The organism is Paenibacillus sp. FSL M7-0134, from assembly GCF_038007865.1.
Taxonomy (GTDB): domain Bacteria; phylum Bacillota; class Bacilli; order Paenibacillales; family Paenibacillaceae; genus Paenibacillus; species Paenibacillus polymyxa_B.
The window spans coordinates 3000289-3019638 of the sequence record NZ_JBBOXV010000001.1 but is presented as its reverse complement, the minus strand read 5'-3'; the positions used below and the strand labels follow the sequence as shown (position 1 = coordinate 3019638).

The 19350-nt window shown below is 46.2% G+C and carries 21 protein-coding genes; 2 read left to right on the top strand and 19 right to left on the bottom strand.

All coding sequences use genetic code 11. From position 1 onward, the window contains the following. Window positions 1-6: 6 nt before the first annotated feature. The 3 genes from NSQ58_RS13515 to mtrB form a co-directional block, all read right to left on the bottom strand. Window positions 7-876, bottom strand: coding sequence for a heptaprenyl diphosphate synthase component 1 (locus NSQ58_RS13515; RefSeq protein WP_023989174.1), 870 nt, complete (start codon window positions 874-876; stop codon window positions 7-9). A gap of 116 nt (window positions 877-992) precedes the next feature. After that, the gene (locus NSQ58_RS13510; RefSeq protein ID WP_023989175.1) at window positions 993-1544 is read right to left on the bottom strand and encodes a hypothetical protein; all 552 of its coding nucleotides are present in this window, start codon (window positions 1542-1544) and stop codon (window positions 993-995) included. 98 nt (window positions 1545-1642) lie between these two features. Beyond that, on the bottom strand, window positions 1643-1873 hold the full coding sequence (gene mtrB, locus NSQ58_RS13505; protein ID WP_013310730.1) for a trp RNA-binding attenuation protein MtrB: 231 nt from the start codon (window positions 1871-1873) through the stop codon (window positions 1643-1645). Window positions 1874-1910: 37 nt separating this feature from the next. Here mtrB and NSQ58_RS13500 point away from each other — a divergent pair, with 37 nt between their 5' ends. Beyond that, entirely contained in the window at window positions 1911-2204 is a 294-nt protein-coding gene (locus tag NSQ58_RS13500; protein ID WP_034095056.1) for a hypothetical protein, read from the top strand. Between the two features lie 71 nt (window positions 2205-2275). On the opposite strand, the gene NSQ58_RS13495 is transcribed toward NSQ58_RS13500, so the two are convergent. The 5 genes from NSQ58_RS13495 to NSQ58_RS13475 form a co-directional block, all read right to left on the bottom strand. After that, window positions 2276-2548 carry an HU family DNA-binding protein gene (locus NSQ58_RS13495; RefSeq protein WP_013310732.1) on the bottom strand — a complete coding sequence of 91 codons (273 nt, stop codon included), beginning with the start codon at window positions 2546-2548 and terminating at the stop codon, window positions 2276-2278. A 247-nt stretch (window positions 2549-2795) separates the two neighbouring features. After that, window positions 2796-3782 (bottom strand): ABC transporter permease, encoded by a 987-nt coding sequence (locus NSQ58_RS13490; protein WP_013310733.1) that lies wholly within the window; start codon window positions 3780-3782, stop codon window positions 2796-2798. Beyond that, a complete protein-coding gene (locus NSQ58_RS13485; RefSeq protein ID WP_254347450.1) occupies window positions 3779-5296 on the bottom strand; it encodes a sugar ABC transporter ATP-binding protein in 1518 nt (505 codons plus the stop codon). Before NSQ58_RS13485 ends, NSQ58_RS13490 begins: the two co-directional genes overlap by 4 nt. Before the next feature lie 66 nt (window positions 5297-5362). After that, window positions 5363-6478: a sugar ABC transporter substrate-binding protein gene (locus NSQ58_RS13480; RefSeq protein WP_013310735.1), complete on the bottom strand. Its 1116-nt coding sequence runs from the start codon at window positions 6476-6478 to the stop codon at window positions 5363-5365. Between the two features lie 334 nt (window positions 6479-6812). After that, window positions 6813-7745, bottom strand: a complete 933-nt coding sequence (locus NSQ58_RS13475) for a zinc-binding dehydrogenase (protein ID WP_341057575.1) — start codon at window positions 7743-7745, stop codon at window positions 6813-6815. A gap of 131 nt (window positions 7746-7876) precedes the next feature. Here NSQ58_RS13475 and NSQ58_RS13470 point away from each other — a divergent pair, with 131 nt between their 5' ends. Beyond that, entirely contained in the window at window positions 7877-8788 is a 912-nt protein-coding gene (locus NSQ58_RS13470) for an MmyB family transcriptional regulator (protein ID WP_341057573.1), read from the top strand. A gap of 330 nt (window positions 8789-9118) precedes the next feature. Here the strand turns inward: NSQ58_RS13470 and spoIVA are convergent, their stop codons facing one another. The 11 genes from spoIVA to NSQ58_RS13415 all read right to left on the bottom strand — a co-directional run bounded on the left by spoIVA (window position 9119) and on the right by NSQ58_RS13415 (window position 19233). Next, window positions 9119-10597 carry a stage IV sporulation protein A gene (gene spoIVA / locus NSQ58_RS13465; protein ID WP_023989182.1) on the bottom strand — a complete coding sequence of 493 codons (1479 nt, stop codon included), beginning with the start codon at window positions 10595-10597 and terminating at the stop codon, window positions 9119-9121. Between the two features lie 420 nt (window positions 10598-11017). Further along, window positions 11018-11368: a 2Fe-2S iron-sulfur cluster-binding protein gene (locus NSQ58_RS13460; protein ID WP_028540631.1), complete on the bottom strand. Its 351-nt coding sequence runs from the start codon at window positions 11366-11368 to the stop codon at window positions 11018-11020. 39 nt (window positions 11369-11407) lie between these two features. Then, on the bottom strand, window positions 11408-12058 hold the full coding sequence (locus NSQ58_RS13455) for a hypothetical protein (protein ID WP_068941592.1): 651 nt from the start codon (window positions 12056-12058) through the stop codon (window positions 11408-11410). Between the two features lie 178 nt (window positions 12059-12236). Further along, window positions 12237-12512, bottom strand: coding sequence for a stage VI sporulation protein F (locus tag NSQ58_RS13450; RefSeq protein ID WP_013310741.1), 276 nt, complete (start codon window positions 12510-12512; stop codon window positions 12237-12239). A gap of 165 nt (window positions 12513-12677) precedes the next feature. Further along, on the bottom strand, window positions 12678-13718 hold the full coding sequence (locus tag NSQ58_RS13445) for an NAD(P)H-dependent glycerol-3-phosphate dehydrogenase (RefSeq protein WP_023989185.1): 1041 nt from the start codon (window positions 13716-13718) through the stop codon (window positions 12678-12680). Then, a complete protein-coding gene (gene plsY / locus NSQ58_RS13440) occupies window positions 13711-14319 on the bottom strand; it encodes a glycerol-3-phosphate 1-O-acyltransferase PlsY (RefSeq protein ID WP_025723065.1) in 609 nt (202 codons plus the stop codon). The genes NSQ58_RS13445 and plsY overlap by 8 nt, the downstream gene beginning before the upstream one ends. Window positions 14320-14330: 11 nt before the next feature. Further along, window positions 14331-15653 (bottom strand): ribosome biogenesis GTPase Der, encoded by a 1323-nt coding sequence (der, locus tag NSQ58_RS13435; RefSeq protein WP_013310744.1) that lies wholly within the window; start codon window positions 15651-15653, stop codon window positions 14331-14333. A 147-nt stretch (window positions 15654-15800) separates the two neighbouring features. After that, window positions 15801-17027: a 30S ribosomal protein S1 gene (gene rpsA / locus NSQ58_RS13430; RefSeq protein ID WP_013371699.1), complete on the bottom strand. Its 1227-nt coding sequence runs from the start codon at window positions 17025-17027 to the stop codon at window positions 15801-15803. A gap of 120 nt (window positions 17028-17147) precedes the next feature. Then, window positions 17148-17741 (bottom strand): lysophospholipid acyltransferase family protein, encoded by a 594-nt coding sequence (locus NSQ58_RS13425; protein ID WP_069079974.1) that lies wholly within the window; start codon window positions 17739-17741, stop codon window positions 17148-17150. Further along, window positions 17738-18445 carry a (d)CMP kinase gene (gene cmk / locus NSQ58_RS13420; RefSeq protein WP_023989187.1) on the bottom strand — a complete coding sequence of 236 codons (708 nt, stop codon included), beginning with the start codon at window positions 18443-18445 and terminating at the stop codon, window positions 17738-17740. The genes NSQ58_RS13425 and cmk overlap by 4 nt, the downstream gene beginning before the upstream one ends. A 128-nt stretch (window positions 18446-18573) precedes the next feature. Next, entirely contained in the window at window positions 18574-19233 is a 660-nt protein-coding gene (locus tag NSQ58_RS13415; RefSeq protein ID WP_023989188.1) for a flagellar brake protein, read from the bottom strand. Between the last annotated feature and the right edge of the window lie 117 nt (window positions 19234-19350).

Genomic DNA, 19350 nt, shown 5'->3' with positions numbered 1-19350 from the left:
GTTCACCTAACCTTCCCTCACAACTGGGTGCGGACTATTTAGCAGCTTCAGGAAAGGCTCAAGCATGCGTTCAAATTCCTCGATCCCCGTATTTTGATCATCTGACAGGATCTGCCGGATGTGTGTAACAGCCGTGCGAAGCTTGTCCAGTATCGCATCCTCGGCTTTGTATTTCAGAACAAGCTTACGCCATGCTTCAGTGTCAGTACCACTCTCTGAAAGCAATGCCTGCTCGTTCCGGTCCCCGTTACCATAAATATGCCAGAACATATATCCGAAACGGGACTTGTCCGGTTCTGTCCGCTTGCCCCATTCCTCCACCAAGGTGTCACAGAGGGCAAATTTGTTGAGAAGCTGCTTCCAAATTTCCTGATCCTGTTCTGCTACAAGTGAAGTGAATGATAAAAAAAGCTCCTTTTTGAAACGAACCATCTGAGTTAAATACTGAGTTGCATCCAATCGGAATTGCTTCATCCCCCAGTACAGACTCATTTTCCCTGCGTTCACTTCACATACAGCATCACTCAGCTTCGAAATGGCCGTGATGCGGCCTGCCAGTGCAAGTAGCTGATAGAAACGACTGCTAAAATAGTCCCCAGCTAACACTTTCAGCTGTCTGGAACGCATCTCCTTCGGGCTCCGTATACCCGATAAAGTATCAATCATATCATGCGTATCCAGCCCCATCTGCACAAGTGAGGTTACCAATGCGTACAGTTCGTCCTCACTGGCATGCAGCTCCTGCGCATTCCGGTTCAAAAACACAAACATCAAACGGGTACGGCTGTCAGGAAAAGCCGGCATTTCCGTATGTTGTTGAATCATGTCGTATTCCACATATTTCCTTGCTAATTGGGGTACGCGATACGGTTTCATCCTAAGCCTCCGAGACATGACTTTCTGCTATATTCAAATAATTGCAATGCCTTATATTATATCACAATTTAAAATGATTCGCGACTAAAGTACTGTAGGTCCACCGGCAGAAACATCTAATCTGTATATACACCGTTAAACCTGTTTTGCCACATGGGCGTTACTGTAATGCGGAAACGGGACTTCAAATCCTCTGGCAATTCCGCGCCTTCCCGGCTTCTCAGCTGTTCCAATGCCTCGTTCGTCCACTCGTTCCGGCGTATATCGGATGCAAGCAGCAGATGACGTTCTCCTGACCATTCGTCCTGTGTCACCACCCGAAGCAGCAATTGCCGTACATTCGTCGTTCCGTAAAAGCTAAAAGCGGCAAGCTCCGCCATGTTTTGATAAATCTCTAGTGGGGCAGTTTCTTCCTTGGACAGCTTGACATCCAGGGTCAGGACTGAATGTTCCCAGCTTGCGCTTGCAATCGGTGTGGTCAACGGCAGCTCATTCAGCGTATCCACCAGATTGTCATCCGACAGCAGCACCCGTTGCTGAGGCGAAATCGTCGCCTGTGTCTCGCGAACTGCTGCGGTTCCTGAGTCCAGCACCTGTAAGGACGGCAGCAACACAGCTGCTGCGATGGTTATGAGAATGGAGCCACCGAATACAATCCAAGGTTTCATCAGAGCCTCCCCTGACCTCTACCTCATAATGTGGGTTTGCTACGGTAAAGGTCCTCACTCTCATTCTACAACAAAAAAAAGCAGGCTATGCCTGCATTTTAATCCTCCGTATCTACTACCCCGTGCTTGGTCATCACAACGGCTTTGCCGCGAATTTTAATAGCAGAAGTATGATCCGTAAATTGGACGATCAGTACTTCGCCCTTGTCCAATTTTTCTGAATGATGCAAGCGTGTATCCTGACCTCTGGTCAGACCAAAAACCTGACATCCGTTGCTTTTCGCTTTAATTACGACGTACTCACTACTACCCGTCACGTTATCTTCCATGTCCTTTTCCTCCCTGAGAGCCGAAGCTATACTTTTTATGATGGAGATTCAAGCTTGTTTTGTCAACTACATGCTTCCTTCGCTACCTGCAACAATTAGCGTGTCCCGAGCCATACTATCCGTGCAGTCCCATCCATTAAAGAAAGGAACGGATTTGATGAAAAACTATCTTCCCGCCAATCTCAGTCCTGCCCAAATCGAACGACTTCAACAGCTGGAGCATGAATTTGCTGAGCTAACAGGTGAACCCCTAGTGCTGATCGCTTATGCCTCGCGAAACGGCAGAACAGCTTCCTCTTCTCCAGTCCATAGCACCTCTACCACGAAGTAAACAGGACAAAAAGAAAAGGCCGTGAATCAAATTCACGGTCTTTTCAGCGCATTGGGAATATGTAAGAAATCTTATTTAATTCCGTCTTTGAGCGCTTTACCCGGTTTAAATGCCGGAATTTTGCTCGCAGGGATTTCGATTTCTTCTCCTGTTTGCGGGTTACGTCCTTTACGTGCGGAACGTTCACGAACCTCAAAGTTCCCGAAACCTACCAGTTGCACCTTATCTCCGCTTTGCAGCGCTCCAGAGATCGCCTCAAATACTGCATCGATTGCTTTGGTTACGTCCTTTTTGGACAATTCAGTGCTTTCAGAAACCTGATTGATCAAATCCGTTTTATTCATAATATTCACCTCCCAATTCAAGTGTAGTCCAGCATTAAGGTTATCGGTGTTAATGACCGATATGAGGTCGCCTGTATAAAATAACCCGGGCGGCGTACTGCCTTCCATAATGTTATCATCTGTTTCCGTTTCGTCGTTAAATATACATAGAATATACCTAACCTCCGCAATATAGGCCGAAACTGGCGTTTTATGGCACCCTTCTTGCGTGGAACAAGGTTTATAGTAATACAGTCCACAGACAATTTCAAGTACGACGACGGTTTAACACGTAAAAAGTAACGGCCAGCGCAAGTACCAGCACTACTCCTTTGACAATATCATGGGCAAAATATTGCACATTCATCATCGTTAGTCCATTAACCAACACACCGATCAACACTGCACCAATAAATGTACCAATGACATTGGGTTTACCAGCACCAAAGACCGAAAAACCGACGAATACTGCAGCTACCGCCTCCATGAGCAAGGGGGACCCCGCGTCAATTTGGCCTGAGCCTACTCGCGAGGCATACAAAATACCGGCAATCGCCGCAAATACGCCTGAAGCAACATAGGCTAGAGTACGGACTTTTTTTACCCGTATGCCCGACAGACGAGCAGCTTCCTCATTTCCACCCGTTACATACATTTGACGCCCATGCTTTGTATAGGTCAAGAAAACATGCACCGCTGCCACAGCCAGCAACAGTAAAATAACTGAAATCGGGATACCCAACCATTTACCTTGCCCCAGCAAAAGAAATGCAGGAGATATCTCCCCCGGCGCCTTGCTGCCATCGGGAAACTGCATATGATTGTATATGGTATAGCCCTGGGCGTACGTTTTGTGAATCCCGCTTACAATATACATGATTGCAAGGGTTGCGAGCAAATCAGGAATACGCAGTTTAATAATCAGTAATGAATTCAACAGTCCTACCAAAGCACCGACAACCAGAGACACAATAATGACCACCGCAACAGGCTGCTCATACCAGACCATCAAAGAAGCTGAAACGACCGTTGTCAAAGATACTGTAGCTCCCACCGATAGGTCAAAACCGTCCACAATAAGTGACAACGTCACACCAATGGCAACGAAAGTCACAATGGCAATTGAGCCAAGAATGTCCATTAAATTATCATACGTCCAGAAATAAGGTAATGTAGATGAAAAAAACGCTAACACACCTATAATGACAACTACGGCACCGTAACGAAATGAGACGTTTAACCATTTTTCCTTCATGAATGCACCTCTTCACCGCCGCTGGCATACAACAGAAGCTGTTCCTGTTCCACTTCGCCCCGCGCAAATTCCTTTATAATTTTTCCATCATACATCACTGCAATCCGATCACCAATGCCAATCCCTTCAGCAAATTCACAGGTTAGATAAATGATCGCTTTTCCTTGCTCCGCCAACTCGCCAATGATACGGAAAATATCACTTTTTGCCCCTATATCTACACCCTTGGTTGGCTCGTCAAAAACAAATACATCCGCTCCAGAATGCAACCATTTCCCAATCGCAACTTTTTGCTGATTCCCACCACTTAAATATTTAACATTCTGGCGGAGCGATGGCGTCTTAATACCGAGAGAGGCGACAATTCCATTACCGTTATTTCGTTCTTTACGCCGACTGATGAAACCAAGGACACTCAGTTTGCCCAAAAGCGGAAGGCTGAGGTTTCTTTCCACACTCTCCTCAATTAATACCCCCTGCTTACGCCGCTCCTCGGGTATGGACACAATTCCTTGAGCTACCGCGTCCGCTGGCTCTCTCAATCGAATGGAGCGACCTTTAAAGGTCAACTCTCCCTTATCCGGCTTGTCTGCTCCTGTAAGAAGTCTTGACAGCTCTGTCTTGCCTGCACCAACCAAACCCACAATAGAGAGAATTTCACCACATCGGACTTGTAAATCAATGCCGTGCACTCGTAATCCTTTGTGAAGCCCTTTCGCTTCCAATACCGTTTCACCAATCGGTACCTCTGTTTTTGGGAACTCCTCTTCAAATGTTTTCCCAAGCATATGCGTAACGATGTCGCCTACACTTAAATCAGAGGCAGGCCCCGTGAACACGCGCTCACCATCACGCATCACTGTAACATGGTCACTGTGTTCGATAACCTCCGGCAATCGGTGTGTGATGAGGATACATGCAACTCCCTCATCCTTGAGTGTATGGATTGTGCGGAACAAACGTCGCGTTTCTTCCTCGCTGAGCGGCGCCGTAGGCTCATCAAAAATGATGGTATTTGCTTGCTGTGTCAGAATGCGTGCAATAAGCACAAGCTGTTTTTCTGCCAACGTCAATTCAGACACATATCGTCTTACGTCAATATCTACCTCCAGACGTGCTAATGCCTCACGCGCTCGTCTGCGCATAGAACCCGGTGCAGCCCACCATCGACCATCAGGTGCAGACAAATCGTCCATTACAATATTTTCAGCGACAGTTAACTGAGGTACAAGCGCTGAATCGACCTCCTGATACACACAGTGAATTCCCGCTCTTTTGGCCTCCCACGGTGAACTAATGTTCAGTTCCTTCCCACCAACTACGATAGCTCCCTGATCGGAACGATACGCACCGGACAAAATCTTCATCAATGTGCTTTTCCCTGCCCCGTTGGCGCCCAGCAGAGCGTGAATTTCGCCACCCTGCACCGTAAAATCCACGGCTCGCAGCGCATCTACACCAGCAAACTGTTTGCTGATTTTTTTCATTTCCAATGTATATACTTGTGAACTCATGGTGCCCCCTCACGCCTGCTTATGATAAAAGCGCGCCGAAGCGCGCCTTTGCGTTATGCAAACATTTTATTTGGACGTTTCATATTCCTTCATCCAATCCTTATAGCCCTGCTCGCTTTGGCCCCATCCCTTCACATATTGGGACAGCTCGGATGTGGAAATTTGCTTATCTGGCAGCGCTTCGCGTTGCACATATACAGCCTTCAGTACAACTTTCTCCTCCGGATTATCCCCATGCAACTTCTGATATGCATAGCGCACTTGTACGCGCCCGATATCTGTTGGATCTACGGCTGCCGAGGCCACCCAAGGATTTTTCGGGTCCTGGATCATTTGCAAGTCCTCGTCGCTCATGTCAATGCCGTAGACTTTAATTTCCGTACGTCCCGCTTGTTGGATGGCACGGGCTGCACCTTTGGCAAACTCATCCCACGCCGCCCAGACGGCTGTAATTTCGCCCTTAGGATATTGCTTTAATACAGCTTCCATTTTGGCTTGCGTATCCAACGCAGGATTCTGAGCCGAACCAAAAGTCGCAATTTCTTTAATATCTGGATTGGATTTCAAAAATGCACCATAAGCAACCTGACGACGTTCCATCGGTGCAAATCCGGCAACCCATACTTTCACAATGTTGCCTTTGCCACCGATATCCTTTTTCATTTGCTCCAGCGTCAGCTCAGCCATGCTTTGGTCATCCTGTGAGAGCACTACCGCACCCGGAACATTGACGGCAGCATCAAACACGATAACCGGAATATTGCGGGAAATTGCCTTTTTCAGCCCTGTCTCCAGCAATGCATCACCGTGATCAGTCAAAATGACATCAAATTGCTGGTTAATCGCACTATCAAGCAGAGAAGCCATTTTAGCCTTATCGTTATCTGCCACAAACTTAGTCAGCGTACCGCCAAATTTCTTAACTTCCTCTTCCACACCTTGAACATACTGTTGCGAAAATGTGCCCGTGTTAAACTCCATGATCAACGCAACCCGTTTACCCTTTAGATTTAAATTGTCCGTTTTTCCGTTTGTTGTATTCGATCCTGCAGTGCTTGTCCCTTGAGTGCCGCTCTCTGTCTTCGGCACGCCACATGCAGTGACCAGCAAAACCAGCACCAGTAGCATGATAGCCCCCAGCCCTAGCTTTTTGTTTCTTTGGAGCTCTTTTTGGATATTCATGATTTCATTTCCCCCTCGTTCAATCCACAAAATAATTCAAATTTGATACTTAATATATCGCTTTAAACCAAGTATGTAAATAGGTTTTATGAAATATAGAAAAAATTCCGACTACATATGACAAAATACGACAATTCCAAAAAAAAAATTAAACAACCGCCCCCGATTGAATAACGGGGAACGGTTGCTGCATAGAGGTGTCTTTTTAGTTCTCTATTTGACAGGGTACGCCACAGGGTCGATTTTTGCTTATGCTTAAAATGTGAACATCATGAGCGGAGACTAGCCTGGAGATACAATCTCCTTGTCATTTTCAATATGAGGACGCTCCCATCTAACTTATTTGGAGCACTGCTTTACCAGAAAACTTCCGATCTATCAGTTGTTGAGCAATAGTTCCAATTTCCTTCCACGATGCCTCCACTTCGATCCTTGGTACTAACTGGCCTTTTGAAACAAGCTCACCTAGTAATTTCAGATCTTCCGCTGGCGAATAGCGATTTATCTCCTCACCTAGAAAGAAGCTGTACAAGGTCCTACCCCCTAAGCCCCTGATATTAATCGTTGCGTAAGGTGAGGACGAATGTCCCATGGATACACAAATCCCTTCTGGCACAAGCTGAGGTAGTAATGCAGCTAGCGTATCACCACCTACTGAATCCAAAATTAGATGATAAGGTCCAAATGTATCAACCGATGAAATCGCCGTATCTCCAACGATAACCTCATTAGCACCAGCCTCTTGAACAAGTAGAGCTTTTTCCTTGGTTCTGGCTACACCTACTGTAAAAGCTCCTGATTGCGCTGCTAGCTGGTGTGCAAAAATCCCCACTCCGCCAGTCGAGCCAGTTATCAATATTCGCTTACCGAGCAGCATTCCTCCTTTTCTAAGCGTATAGAGCGCTGACAGACCGGCTACCGGTAAAGTAGCAGCCTGGGCGAAGGTAATATCATCGGGAAATTCAGCCAGTAATGAAGTAGGGGCAGCAACTTGTTCGGCCCATGCTCCCATTTGGAGAAGGCCTACCACACGGCTTCCTTGTTTCGGACCCGTGCCATCTTTGGCCTGCTCGATGACAATCCCAGCAAAATCCCAGCCTGGTCTGATCTGTCTTCCATTATTCCTTGCATCTACAACTTCACCCCGATTAAGAGAGAAGGCCTGTACTTGAACGATCGCTTCCCAAGGCTGGGCCTGTGGGGCGACAGCTTCCTTTATCGCGAAATATCCTGAAGCAAACGGATCTGTTACAATTGCACGAATCATACGATCTCCTCCATGATTATCATTGAGAACCTCTTGTAAATAGCTCACCTTTTTCACAATGTAGTATACTGTAGGGAATCATCTGCACCAAGTGTAGAACTACACCTCATTATGAAAAGGATTGAAAAAGGATGACCATGCACAAGGACGAGGACTTCCAATATAAACCATTAAAAATCGTATTGGGAGAGATTGAAGCTGTTCGCATGAAACGTCAACGGGAATATACTGAGCTATCTCACCCGTTATTGAAACGATTTACTCAGCAGGAGCTTAATGATGAGGCATGTCCTACGTATAAAAATCTATTGGTTGGACGGTCTCGTCGAATACCGGATCGGCAAACGATGATCCATATTGCTGAGTATCTGGAGTGCACTTCAGATGAGCGCAATGATCTTCTCCTCGCCGCTGATTATCTTCCGATCCATTACGAATTGGAGGGACGGTCTCTGGAGCTGGCTCTGGAGCAAGCGCAGCAGATCATGAGTAATTTGCCATTTCCGGCAATGATCGTTACTCATACCTTAGATATCAAGGGGTTAAATGAGCCGTTTCGCCATTTATTTGATATCCCCTCCGATTCTTTTATGAATGGAAAACTGAATAAAGTTGATTTTCATTTTAACTCCGATTTTTCCATTCGTCCCCGTTCTACCTTCGATGCTGAGTCGTTCGAAGAGTGGGAGTCTCATGCTATTTACGGGATACAAGCTTTCAAAAGATATAACATGTTTTCCCGATACGACCATTGGTATAAAAAGTTAATTGACAGATTTCGAAAATACGACGATCTTAATAAATATTGGAGTATGCAGCCAAAGGACTCATCAAATGAAGTTGAGCACTCTAAAATCATTTTGGCCAGAATGGGAGCCATGGCCGATTTAGTCCCCATTCGCTACAAGCAAATTCATCTTTCTGTAAGCAGCCACATGTATCCTGGAATTGAAGTGTACTTACCGATTGACGAACCTGGACGCAGAGTATTTGAATATTTGGGGTGTCCTGCCGAATGCCAGAACAACGCTTTTAATAAATAGCCAGTCAATTGCTATATCGATTATAAGAATCGTTCATTGCAAATTAAATAAGCCTCGGTGCTACGTTGGAAGAGACCAAATATGAAAATGACTACCAGGGTAATCACGTTGTGAAACTCATTAATCGGATTGTTACATTTGAACCTAAATCCCGCTAGGAGAAACGAAAAGCTCAATAAAAACAGAGGTAGTCTAGGACTTTATTTTCTCGTCCATGGCTACCCCTGTCTGGTTTTAGAAGTCAGTCTAATATTTTGTTTTTGCGAACCATAGAGAGCCAATTGCTCTCCACGGTATTTCTCATATACATTTTTTGGGTGTGGCTTAGCCTTAAAGAATAATAGCAATGAGACCGCCGGATCCTTCATTAATGATACGACCCAGCGTTTCCTGCAGCTTATAGCGTGCATTGTCCGGCATCATAGCGATTTTACCCTGAATGCCTTCCCGTACAATGGAATGCAGCGAACGTCCGAAAATGTCTGACTCCCAAATTTTGATTGGGTCATTCTCAAAATCCTGCATCAGATAGCGCATAAGCTCCTCACTTTGCTTCTCTGTTCCGATAATCGGAGCAAATTCCGATTCCACATCCACACGGATCATGTGTATAGAAGGTGCTGTTGCCTTGAGCCGCACACCAAACCTTGTGCCCTGACGAATCAACTGCGGATCGTCTAGTGCCATTTCGGACAACGACGGCGCTGCAATGCCATATCCCGTTGTCTTGACCATTTCCAGCGCCTCGGCGAAGCGGTCGTACTCCCGTTTGGCATGGGCAAAATCCTGCATCATTTGCAGCAAATGATCCTTGCCGCGAATCTCTACCCCGACGACTTCGACCAAAATCTGGTCATATAGCTCATCGGGAGCATACAGATCAATTTCAGCTACGCCCTGCCCCATATTCATCCCGCTCAATCCGGCCCTGTCGATGAATTCATATTCCATAAACTGGCCAACCACTCGATCTACATCACGCAGACGTCGAATATCTTTAACCGTATCGCGAACGGAATTTTCATAATTGCTACGCAGCCAGTGCTCTTCGTTCAGTACCATGACCCAGCTCGGCAGGTTTACATTCACCTCATGCACCGGAAATTCATACAATACTTCACGAAGTACGCCTGTAACATCATCTTCCGTCATAGTCGCCGCGCTGAGTGTCATAACTGGTATATCGTACTTGGCAGCCAGCTCACTGCGAAGCTGGAGTGTTTCATCACTGCGCGGATGCGTGGAGTTGATAACCAAAACAAATGGCTTGCCAACTTCCTTCAACTCCTCAATGACGCGTTCCTCCGACTCTACATAAGAGCTGCGCGGGATTTCCGCAATCGTGCCGTCTGTAGTGACTACCACACCGAGCGTCGAATGCTCCTGAATAACCTTGCGTGTACCAATTTCCGCCGCTTCCTGAAAAGGAATGGGTTCTTCGAACCATGGTGTGGAGATCATCCTCGGACCATTTTCATCCTCGTACCCTTTTGCTCCTTCTACTGCATATCCTACACAGTCAACCAGACGTACATTCACGTCCAGTCCTTCCGTTACTTTGATCTGGACGGCATTATTCGGTACAAATTTAGGCTCCGTCGTCATGATCGTCTTGCCTGCCGCACTTTGCGGCAACTCGTCTACGGCGCGGGCACGGTCCGCCTCACTTGTAATGTTCGGCAGAACAATCGTCTCCATAAACCGCTTGATAAACGTTGATTTTCCTGTTCGGACTGCGCCGACGACCCCAAGATAAATGTCTCCTCCGGTGCGTTCGGCAATGTCTTTAAAAATGTCCACTTTCTCCATTGAAATCCCCTCCTCAAAAGTCTCCGAAGGAAAAATGCTTAAAGAGCATCCGCTTCGTGTTCAACCAACTGCTTGATCCCAGATGCGGCAGAACAGCCTTTAAAATGCCCGGAAGTCGTCCGCCGCCGAGATTCAGGAGACTGATGGAATCGGCGAAACGGCGTAAACTCGTACATGCATTTGGACTGATACCATCATATGTATCCCCTCCGTAAAATATGTTTAGTTTTTTAAAAAATAGATTACGACACAGCGATCATTGCAGAAACGATATTTTACGTTTGGGTCCACTCACCTAATATATGCGGGGCAAGACTCTCCCATGACTTCGTCGCTAGACTAAATAAAAAAAGGATGTTTCTCCTGACCGTTTAGAGTCGTCGGAAACCATCCTTTTTTATTCTCCTGATATAATCGGCATTACCACAGTTCATCATCCATCGCCTGACGCTCCAGTTGCCGCCTGATAGCCGCCTTAAGCCTATCCTCCGGTACGGTTACCTGCATATCGCCTTGGACACGCGCCTGGCAGGATAAGCGTATTCCTTCATCCAGTAAAGGTCCCAGCTTACGCTGCTCTGCATCGCTGGGTTGGCCTGCGAATTCAGCCCATTCCGGTGATATCTGTACCTTACACATCAGACAGGCTGCTTTTCCGTCACAACGAGTGGGAATATATACACCCGCTTTACGGGCAGCCTGAAGCAATGACGTACCCTGACCGACCTGTACGCGCCTGCCTGACGGCTTGAACATAATCTGCACATTCATGAACGGTCCTCCAGTCGTCTTTCTCCTAACACACACAGCTTATACTTCATTGCCCATCAGGATGACGGAGTGCAACTCTGGCCAAGGCAGAAGTTCTGCAAGCTTGTCCAATTGCTCCTCATTCCAAATATTACTGACTAGTAGCTGCTTCAGTACAATGATATGACGTCGCGGGTCGCGCTTCATAACATCTGCAATCGCTTTATATCGGTCGGGTCGATTTCGCAATATATTGAATAAAAGTTCATGACTGAGCGGCATCAGACGCAGTGAAGCACTCCCCAGCTCAAGCTGAACCCCAGCCGACCAAAGTAGTCGCTCGATCTCTAAGCGGTATAACGCTCCGCCACATAATACCTCAAATCCCCCCACCAACTCGACTGGAAAACCCTCCAAGTCATAGTGGCTCAGCAATGAAACGTAAGAGCCGCTACGGTCAACCTGCTGTCGATCTATACTCATACCCAGGGGGTGCGCATGGAGCTGCTTTGCAGCATGAATATCCGCATAAATATCAATGTCCCGAGGCAGGCGATCCAGTTCAACTTCTTGCACAAGTAGTGAACAGCTCCCCCCCAGCATCCACGGAACCGACACTTTTGACCAGCTCTCAGCCAAGCTACTCAGCGCAACTGCCAGATTGTGAGGAAGCCTGTCTACTAACACTGATGATATTGCCTCCTTCAACATCGTTTCCTCCTTTGCTGTCTTTCCTTCCGTTTCCTGATGGGCATCATTATAACATGTTCGACAGGGCAGTTCGATATTTTGTGTACTGAAAAAGAGGTTAGCTGCTCCAAAATATAAAAAAAACCGCGAACCTTCCCGGTTCACGGTGAATAATACTAACCGGCGTGCGGCCAGCGGTCTATTTTTTCATCATCATTTTCATCAACGCTTCCATATTGGAAGGATTCATTCCGCTCTTTTTGACGGCACCAACGATATCCCTTACTGTATCTTCCGACACCGGAATGTTGGCCATCGCAGACACCTGCTTGATAAGCTGACGCAGTTGCGCTTCGCTTTGAAGCGTGTCCGCCTTTACCGTGCCTGCCAGCTTTTTCACTGCATTTTCGGATATGTTTTTGCCACCTTTTTTGTTAATGGCCTTCAATGCATCTTTCGGAAAGTTTTTATTCACAATCTCCCCTCCTCCGCCATTGCTCAACTCAGTCTATGAGTGGCGGAGACAAAAGGTGATTAAGCGTACATAAGACATGCCAAACGCCTAACTAAAAAAGGCTATCTCATTATAGAAAAAATCTACCATGAGACAGCCTTTATATTATTAAAGCTCATCCGACCCTTAAGAATGCCATTGCTCCCAAGTTTGAAGTGGCATGACTTCCATCTCGGTCTTAGGATCGCGACCCATCAGCGCCTCAACGGCCTTACGGACGTCACGTCCTTCAAACAGTACTCCATACAGCACCTCTGTAATAGGCATCTGAACACCTAATTTTTGAGAGATGGCGTATGCAGCTTTTGTCGTTCGAATACCTTCTACGACCATGCCCATCGATTCTAGCACAGCATCAAGCTGCTGGCCCTGTCCCAATAGGGACCCTGCACGCCAGTTGCGACTGTGACGACTCGTTGCAGTGACCACTAGATCGCCAATACCAGCCAGGCCGGCAAAGGTTAATGGATTAGCACCCATCTCAACTCCGGCACGGGTAATTTCAGCCAATCCACGAGTCAATAAAGCCGCTTTGGCATTATCACCGAAACCAAGTCCGTCTGACATTCCCGCACCCAATGCGATAATGTTTTTTAGCGCCCCGGACAGTTCCACGCCGAGCAAATCACGGTTTGTATAGACGCGGAAATAGGAGTTCATGAACAGCCCCTGTGCGGCCTGTGCAGCCTTCTCATTGGAGGAAGCTACAACGACCGTTGTAGGACACTTCTTCACCACTTCTTCCGCATGACTCGGACCAGACAGCACGGCAATATCGCCCTCCGCGACTTCCAGTTCTTCCGAGATCACCGTGGACATACGTTTAAGCGTTTCAGTTTCAAAACCTTTAATGGCATGCACTACCAGCATATCCTTGCTAAAATGAGCTTTCAGACTACGTGCTACCTGACGAGCAGCAGCCGAAGGAGATACGATAATCACTGCTCTAGCACCAGATACCGCAGTCTGCATGTCAGTTGTAGCTGAAATGCGATCAGACAAAATGGAGCCTGGTAAATAATGCTCATTCGTATGCTTCTCATTGATTTCAGCTGCTTGCTGCTCGTTTCTCGTCCAGACAGAGACATTGTTGTTATTGGCCGCAAGAACGGAAGCCAGGGCTGTTCCCCAACTCCCCGCGACCAGCACAGCTATTTTCTCAGACAAGACGATCTCCTCCTTTGGAGCCAAGCTTATTCTCATTCCCCCGTACCAGCTTGACTATGTTGGTACGGTGTCTCCACACAGCGAACAGACAAATGATTAGAGCCGTCCAGAATAACGGCCATGCATAACCAAGCACGAGTAATATCCAGGGGGTCAAAATGACAAAAATGAGCGATCCCAAGGATACGTAACGCGTCATTACGATTGCAAGTATCGCAATGATTCCGGCATATAGTGCGGGCAGTAAGGCAAGCGATGCCAATACACCAATAGCAGTCGCAATACCTTTTCCTCCACGGAAGTGAAAATATACCGGCCAGTTATGGCCCGCAATCGCCGCAATGCCGCACAAACCCGGTACCCAGGATGATTGTCCACCTAACCAGTGCCCTATTAGCACTGCAATAACCCCTTTAAGTACGTCCAGCAGCAGCACCAGAATAGCTGGGCCTTTTCCAAGCACACGCAGCGTATTCGTCGCACCGGCATTGCCGCTTCCATGCTGGCGAATGTCGATTCCTTTTAATTTTCCATACAGCAAACTAAAGCTGACAGAGCCAAGCAAGTAACTGAGTACGATGGCAACGATTTGTAAAATCAACCTATTCGCTCCTAACTTTCGTCAGACTTGCGCCGTGTAAAGATACGAATTGGAGTTCCTTCAAAATTGAAGGCGGCGCGAATTTTGTTCTCCAGATAACGCTCATACGAGAAGTGCATTATTTCTGGATCGTTTACGAATACAACCATCGTAGGCGGCTTAACAGCAACCTGGGTCACATAGTTAATGCGCAGACGACGTCCCTTGTCTGTTGGTGGAGGATTGATGGCAACCGCATCGGAAATTACATCATTCAGCAAATGTGTCTGAATACGCAACACATGCTGCTGCGCCACATGCTGTACAACAGGAAGCAGCTTTTGCAGGCGTTGCTTCGTTTTTGCAGACAAGAACACAATCGGAGCATATGTCATAAACAGAAAGTGATCGCGAATTTTCGTTTCAAACTGGTGCATCGTTTTATCGTCCTTGTCCACGACATCCCATTTGTTAACGACAAACAGTGATGCTTTACCCGCTTCATAAGCATAGCCAGCAATGTGCTTATCCTGCTCAATAATGCCTTCCTCGCCGTTAATAACGACCAGTACAACATCTGCACGCTCAATGGCACGCATGGCACGCATTACACTATATTTTTCGGTCGTTTCATAAACTTTACCACGTTTACGCATACCTGCCGTATCAATCAGCACATACTTTTGACCGTCTTTTTCAAAAGGTGTATCAATTGCATCACGCGTCGTGCCTGCAATGTCACTAACGATAACCCGTTCTTCTCCCAAAATGGCGTTAACCAGTGAAGATTTACCTACATTTGGGCGGCCGATCAAGGCAACACGAATAACGTCTTCATCATAGTGATCTTCTTCCAGCTCAGGCAAATTGGACGTAATGGCATCTAACAAGTCGCCTATCCCTGTTCCATGACTACCAGAAACAGCGATTGGATCACCAAATCCATAAGAATAAAACTCATAAATCAGATCGGCGCGACTGAGGTTGTCCACCTTGTTGACAGCTACGATGATCGGTTTACCCGAACGATATAGCATTTGAGCTACCTCTTCATCTGACTGTGTAATTCCTGCTTTCGCATCACTCATGAATACAATTACATCTGCTTCTTCTATTGCAAGTTCGGCCTGCATACGGATGGATTTTAAAATGACATCCTCACCATCAATCTCAATGCCGCCGGTGTCAATAATACTGAAGGATTTACCATTCCACTCCGATATACCGTATATACGGTCACGAGTGATTCCGGGTTTATCTTCCACGATGGACAAACGATCCCCGATAATCCGATTAAAAATAGTGGACTTACCCACATTCGGACGACCAACGATAGCCACAACGGGTCTTGCCATAAATTCACTCCTCCTGTCAATTCTTCCGCTATCATCATAGCAAAAAACATACCTATTGGCGATATGGTCACGTAACAACAATCGGCGAACCCTCTGGGTCCGCCGATGGTGTACGTTATGCTTATTATAAAATGTATTGATTTAAACTCATTTAAATTTGTTCAGCTTATCGCCAAAACGCTCGCCGAGCGTAATGCTCAGACCGGAATTATTGAGGGAAACGTTAGGATTATTCAGTTCCTCACGAGGTGCACGAGATGCACGTGGTGCTCTTTCTGCTTTAGGAGCAGCTTCAGGAGCTTCCTCAGTTTCTTTAATGCTCAGGCTAACACGTTTTTCGGAAGGATTCATTTCAAGAATTTTAACTTTCACTTCTTGTCCTTCTTCCAGAACTTCTTGTGGAGTTCCAATGTGTTTGTGGGAAATTTGGGAAATATGAACCAAACCTTCCACGCCAGGAGCGATTTCAACGAATGCGCCGAAGTTAACCAGACGTTTTACAACACCTGTTACGATGTCATTGTTGTTGAATTGTCCAGCAGCCGATTCCCAAGGACCAGGCTGTGCAGCTTTCATGCTCAGGCTGATTTTTCCTTTTTCAGGATCTACTTTCAAGACTTTCACTTTTACTTGATCTCCTTCAGAAACTGCATCAGAAGGCTTATCGACATGAGTCCAAGCAATTTCAGATACGTGAACCAGACCGTCCACGCCGCCAACATCTACGAAAGCACCGAACTGTGTAAGACGTTGAACCGTACCTACGATTTCTTGACCTTCTTTCAGCTCAGCCATTACTTTAAGCTTGTTGGCTTCGAATTCTGCTTCCAGAACGTCTTTTTGAGAAAGGATCACTTTGTTATTTTCACGATCCAGTTCTTTTACAACAACACGCAATGTGCGGCCTTTGTAATCACTGAAATCTTCAACGAAGTGACGTTCTACCATGGATGCAGGGATGAATCCGCGCAGACCTACGTCTACCACGATGCCACCTTTAACGACATCATTTACAACGACTTCAAATACTTCTTTGCTTTCGAACAGTTGCTCCAACTTTTCCCAAGCATTTTCACTGTCGATTGCACGTTTGGACAGAACAAGTTTTTCTTTGCCATCGTCGATGCTGATAATTCTAGCTTCAACCTCTTGGCCTACTTGTACTGCTTCTTCTGCGTTATCCAGACCAGAAGACAACTCGCGAATTGGAATAACTCCATCGTATTTATATCCAATGCTTACTACCGCTTGGTTATCTTCCAATTTCACGATTGTACCCTTAACGGTGTCACCTTTTTTCAGGGAGACGATTTGATCGAGCTCGTCTTGATTTGCCGCTTCAGCAGCTTCTTGATTTTTAATTTCTTCCGACATGTCAATACCCTCCTCAATTCAAAAAAAACCATTTATTTAAACCTGCGCATGGCAGAGTTCAAAACATAAATAAACTTTTGTTCTAGTTTTCCGAGCTTAGACACAATTCATGCAAGCCTTTCAGTTATTCGTAGGCTTACCCGTTTCCTTCATCGTGCGAATACGAGACATAATTGCTTCTGTTGCCAGTTCAAGCGGATCTCCTGCGATATCGGCACCCTTTTGGTAAGCGTCCAAATTGACAGGTTTACCGTATAACACTTTCGTTTTACGGAAAAGCTTGTAATCACCAATGATGGCGACCGGAACGGCAGCCGCTCCACTGCGTAGCGCAAAGCTTGCAGCACCCTTTTTACCGATTCCCCCAGCTCCTCTGGAGCCTTCGGGAAAGATCCCCATAACCTTACCGTCACGCAAAATGTTCAATGCCAGCTTAATGGATTCCTTACTTACACCACCGCGTTTGACTGGAAAAGCTCCCAGTTTCCCAATTAGTGGACCTAGTACAGGAACATTAAACAGCTCGGCTTTTGCCATAAAGTGAACCTTTCGCTTCAACAAAATACCGACTGTAGGAGGGTCAAGATTACTAATATGATTAGAACACAACAGTACTCCGCCCTCGGCAGGAACATTTTCCCTGCCTACCGCCTCAAGTCTAAACAGAACGCGGTAAATGAGACGCAAAATACTGGCGCATACAGTATATATCATTGGCTGATCTCTCCATCCTTCTCCGTTAAGCAATAAGATACGATCGTATCAACGACATCCTGAATGCCCATATGGGTCGTATCGAGCACGATGGCGTCCTCACTGCAACGAAGCGGGGATACCTCCCTCTCCTCGTCAAGCTTGTCACGTGCCGCAATGTCACGTTCTAGCTGCTCCAGAGTGATATCATCAGTTTCGCTCAGTTCTTTAAAACGGCGAGAGGCACGTTCCTGAACACTTGCGGTCATGAACACCTTGACTTCCGCATCGGGAAGTACAGTTGTTCCAATATCGCGACCATCCATAACGACACCCTTGCGTGCAGCCATTTCACGCTGGTTTTCAGTCAAACGTGTACGTAAACCAGCAATACTTGAATACTGTGACACGTTGCTAGTCACTTCCATCGAACGGATCACAGTGGTTACATCTTCCCCGTTACAATAAACCTTTTGGCCTGTGGGGTCCGGTACTAATTCAATCACCAGCTCAGGTACATGCTGAAGCACTTTTTGTACATTTTCTGCAGGAATTTCCTTACACATCATGTACCACGTTGCTGCTCGGTACATGGCGCCGGTATCTACATATACATAAGAAAGTGCTTTCGCCACCAGGCGGGCCACTGTACTTTTCCCTGCACCAGCAGGTCCATCAATGGCTACATTTATTTTGTTACTTGAAGATACATGTTGCCTTGCCAACAGGGAATTCCTCCTAACCTAACCTCAAGAAAAAAGCAGGCATTGCCTGCGACGTGAAAATTATACCACACATTTATAGGCGATGCAAAATAAGCGACAGGTTACTAAAAAAGAAAAATTTCGGATGATTAAGATTTTTCCCGGAATTCCAGCTGCCGTTCAAAACAATATTTAATCAGTTTTTGGCGCTCCTGATCAGCAATTTTCTCATATTTCAGCATAATGAGTCTGCGGCCGTTTTCCATCTGCTGAATACGTACAATTTCAGATTGGAACGGAACATGCTCTTGAGTTCCGTTTTTATAAGGGACCAAAATCCAGCAAGATAATGATTCTCCTTCTTCAAGATGATGAGCTCCCTGGGTCTGAAAAGAAACGCCTCCGCCTCCCACATCATGCGTCTCTGCTACAAATCTGGACTCGTTCTCACCATGCTTTACCGCAATTTCCAAGTTGGCCTTAACCCGAAGAAAGTTTCGGCGCTGAATTTTGCTGATGCTGTCTGGAGCAGGTTTGTGGATGCGAACCATCCGGAGGATATCCTCTTTAAAACCCGTAACGTGGGTATTGAAATAATTTTTAATACCTCCCTCGCTCATAAAAAATATAGACAGCTCTTCCCCTAGAAACAATTTTTTCAAGTGTCCACTTGTTTGTGACATAGGAATTTCAATTAGAAAGTTCTGTGACTCCTCTTCCGCAATACGAGACTTAAATTCAAAAATCTCGTCCTTATGGTCAGTACCAGCCACTTGTATGTATAACACATCATTAATTTTGGGAAACAAATGATCCACCATCCTTGTCCATTAAAAGCTCTAATTAAGGTATATAATACCACGACTTTATGCCTATATTAAGCATTATATTTGTTCGAGCTATGACTAAAGCACAAAAAACCTCCT

Coding starts and splice junctions, on each gene's coding strand:
- rpsA (WP_013371699.1), bottom strand. CDS start 17,027: ATGTCGGAAGAAATTAAAAATCAAGAAGCTGCTGAAGCGGCAAATCAA.
- NSQ58_RS13495 (WP_013310732.1), bottom strand. CDS start 2,548: ATGAATAAAACGGATTTGATCAATCAGGTTTCTGAAAGCACTGAATTG.
- mtrB (WP_013310730.1), bottom strand. CDS start 1,873: ATGGAAGATAACGTGACGGGTAGTAGTGAGTACGTCGTAATTAAAGCG.
- NSQ58_RS13515 (WP_023989174.1), bottom strand. CDS start 876: ATGAAACCGTATCGCGTACCCCAATTAGCAAGGAAATATGTGGAATAC.
- NSQ58_RS13485 (WP_254347450.1), bottom strand. CDS start 5,296: ATGAGTTCACAAGTATATACATTGGAAATGAAAAAAATCAGCAAACAG.
- NSQ58_RS13500 (WP_034095056.1), top strand. CDS start 1,911: ATGATGGAGATTCAAGCTTGTTTTGTCAACTACATGCTTCCTTCGCTA.
- NSQ58_RS13455 (WP_068941592.1), bottom strand. CDS start 12,058: ATGTTGAAGGAGGCAATATCATCAGTGTTAGTAGACAGGCTTCCTCAC.
- NSQ58_RS13480 (WP_013310735.1), bottom strand. CDS start 6,478: ATGAATATCCAAAAAGAGCTCCAAAGAAACAAAAAGCTAGGGCTGGGG.
- NSQ58_RS13460 (WP_028540631.1), bottom strand. CDS start 11,368: ATGAATGTGCAGATTATGTTCAAGCCGTCAGGCAGGCGCGTACAGGTC.
- NSQ58_RS13490 (WP_013310733.1), bottom strand. CDS start 3,782: ATGAAGGAAAAATGGTTAAACGTCTCATTTCGTTACGGTGCCGTAGTT.
- spoIVA (WP_023989182.1), bottom strand. CDS start 10,597: ATGGAGAAAGTGGACATTTTTAAAGACATTGCCGAACGCACCGGAGGA.
- NSQ58_RS13470 (WP_341057573.1), top strand. CDS start 7,877: ATGACCATGCACAAGGACGAGGACTTCCAATATAAACCATTAAAAATC.
- NSQ58_RS13510 (WP_023989175.1), bottom strand. CDS start 1,544: ATGAAACCTTGGATTGTATTCGGTGGCTCCATTCTCATAACCATCGCA.
- NSQ58_RS13425 (WP_069079974.1), bottom strand. CDS start 17,741: ATGATATATACTGTATGCGCCAGTATTTTGCGTCTCATTTACCGCGTT.
- der (WP_013310744.1), bottom strand. CDS start 15,653: ATGGCAAGACCCGTTGTGGCTATCGTTGGTCGTCCGAATGTGGGTAAG.
- NSQ58_RS13475 (WP_341057575.1), bottom strand. CDS start 7,745: ATGATTCGTGCAATTGTAACAGATCCGTTTGCTTCAGGATATTTCGCG.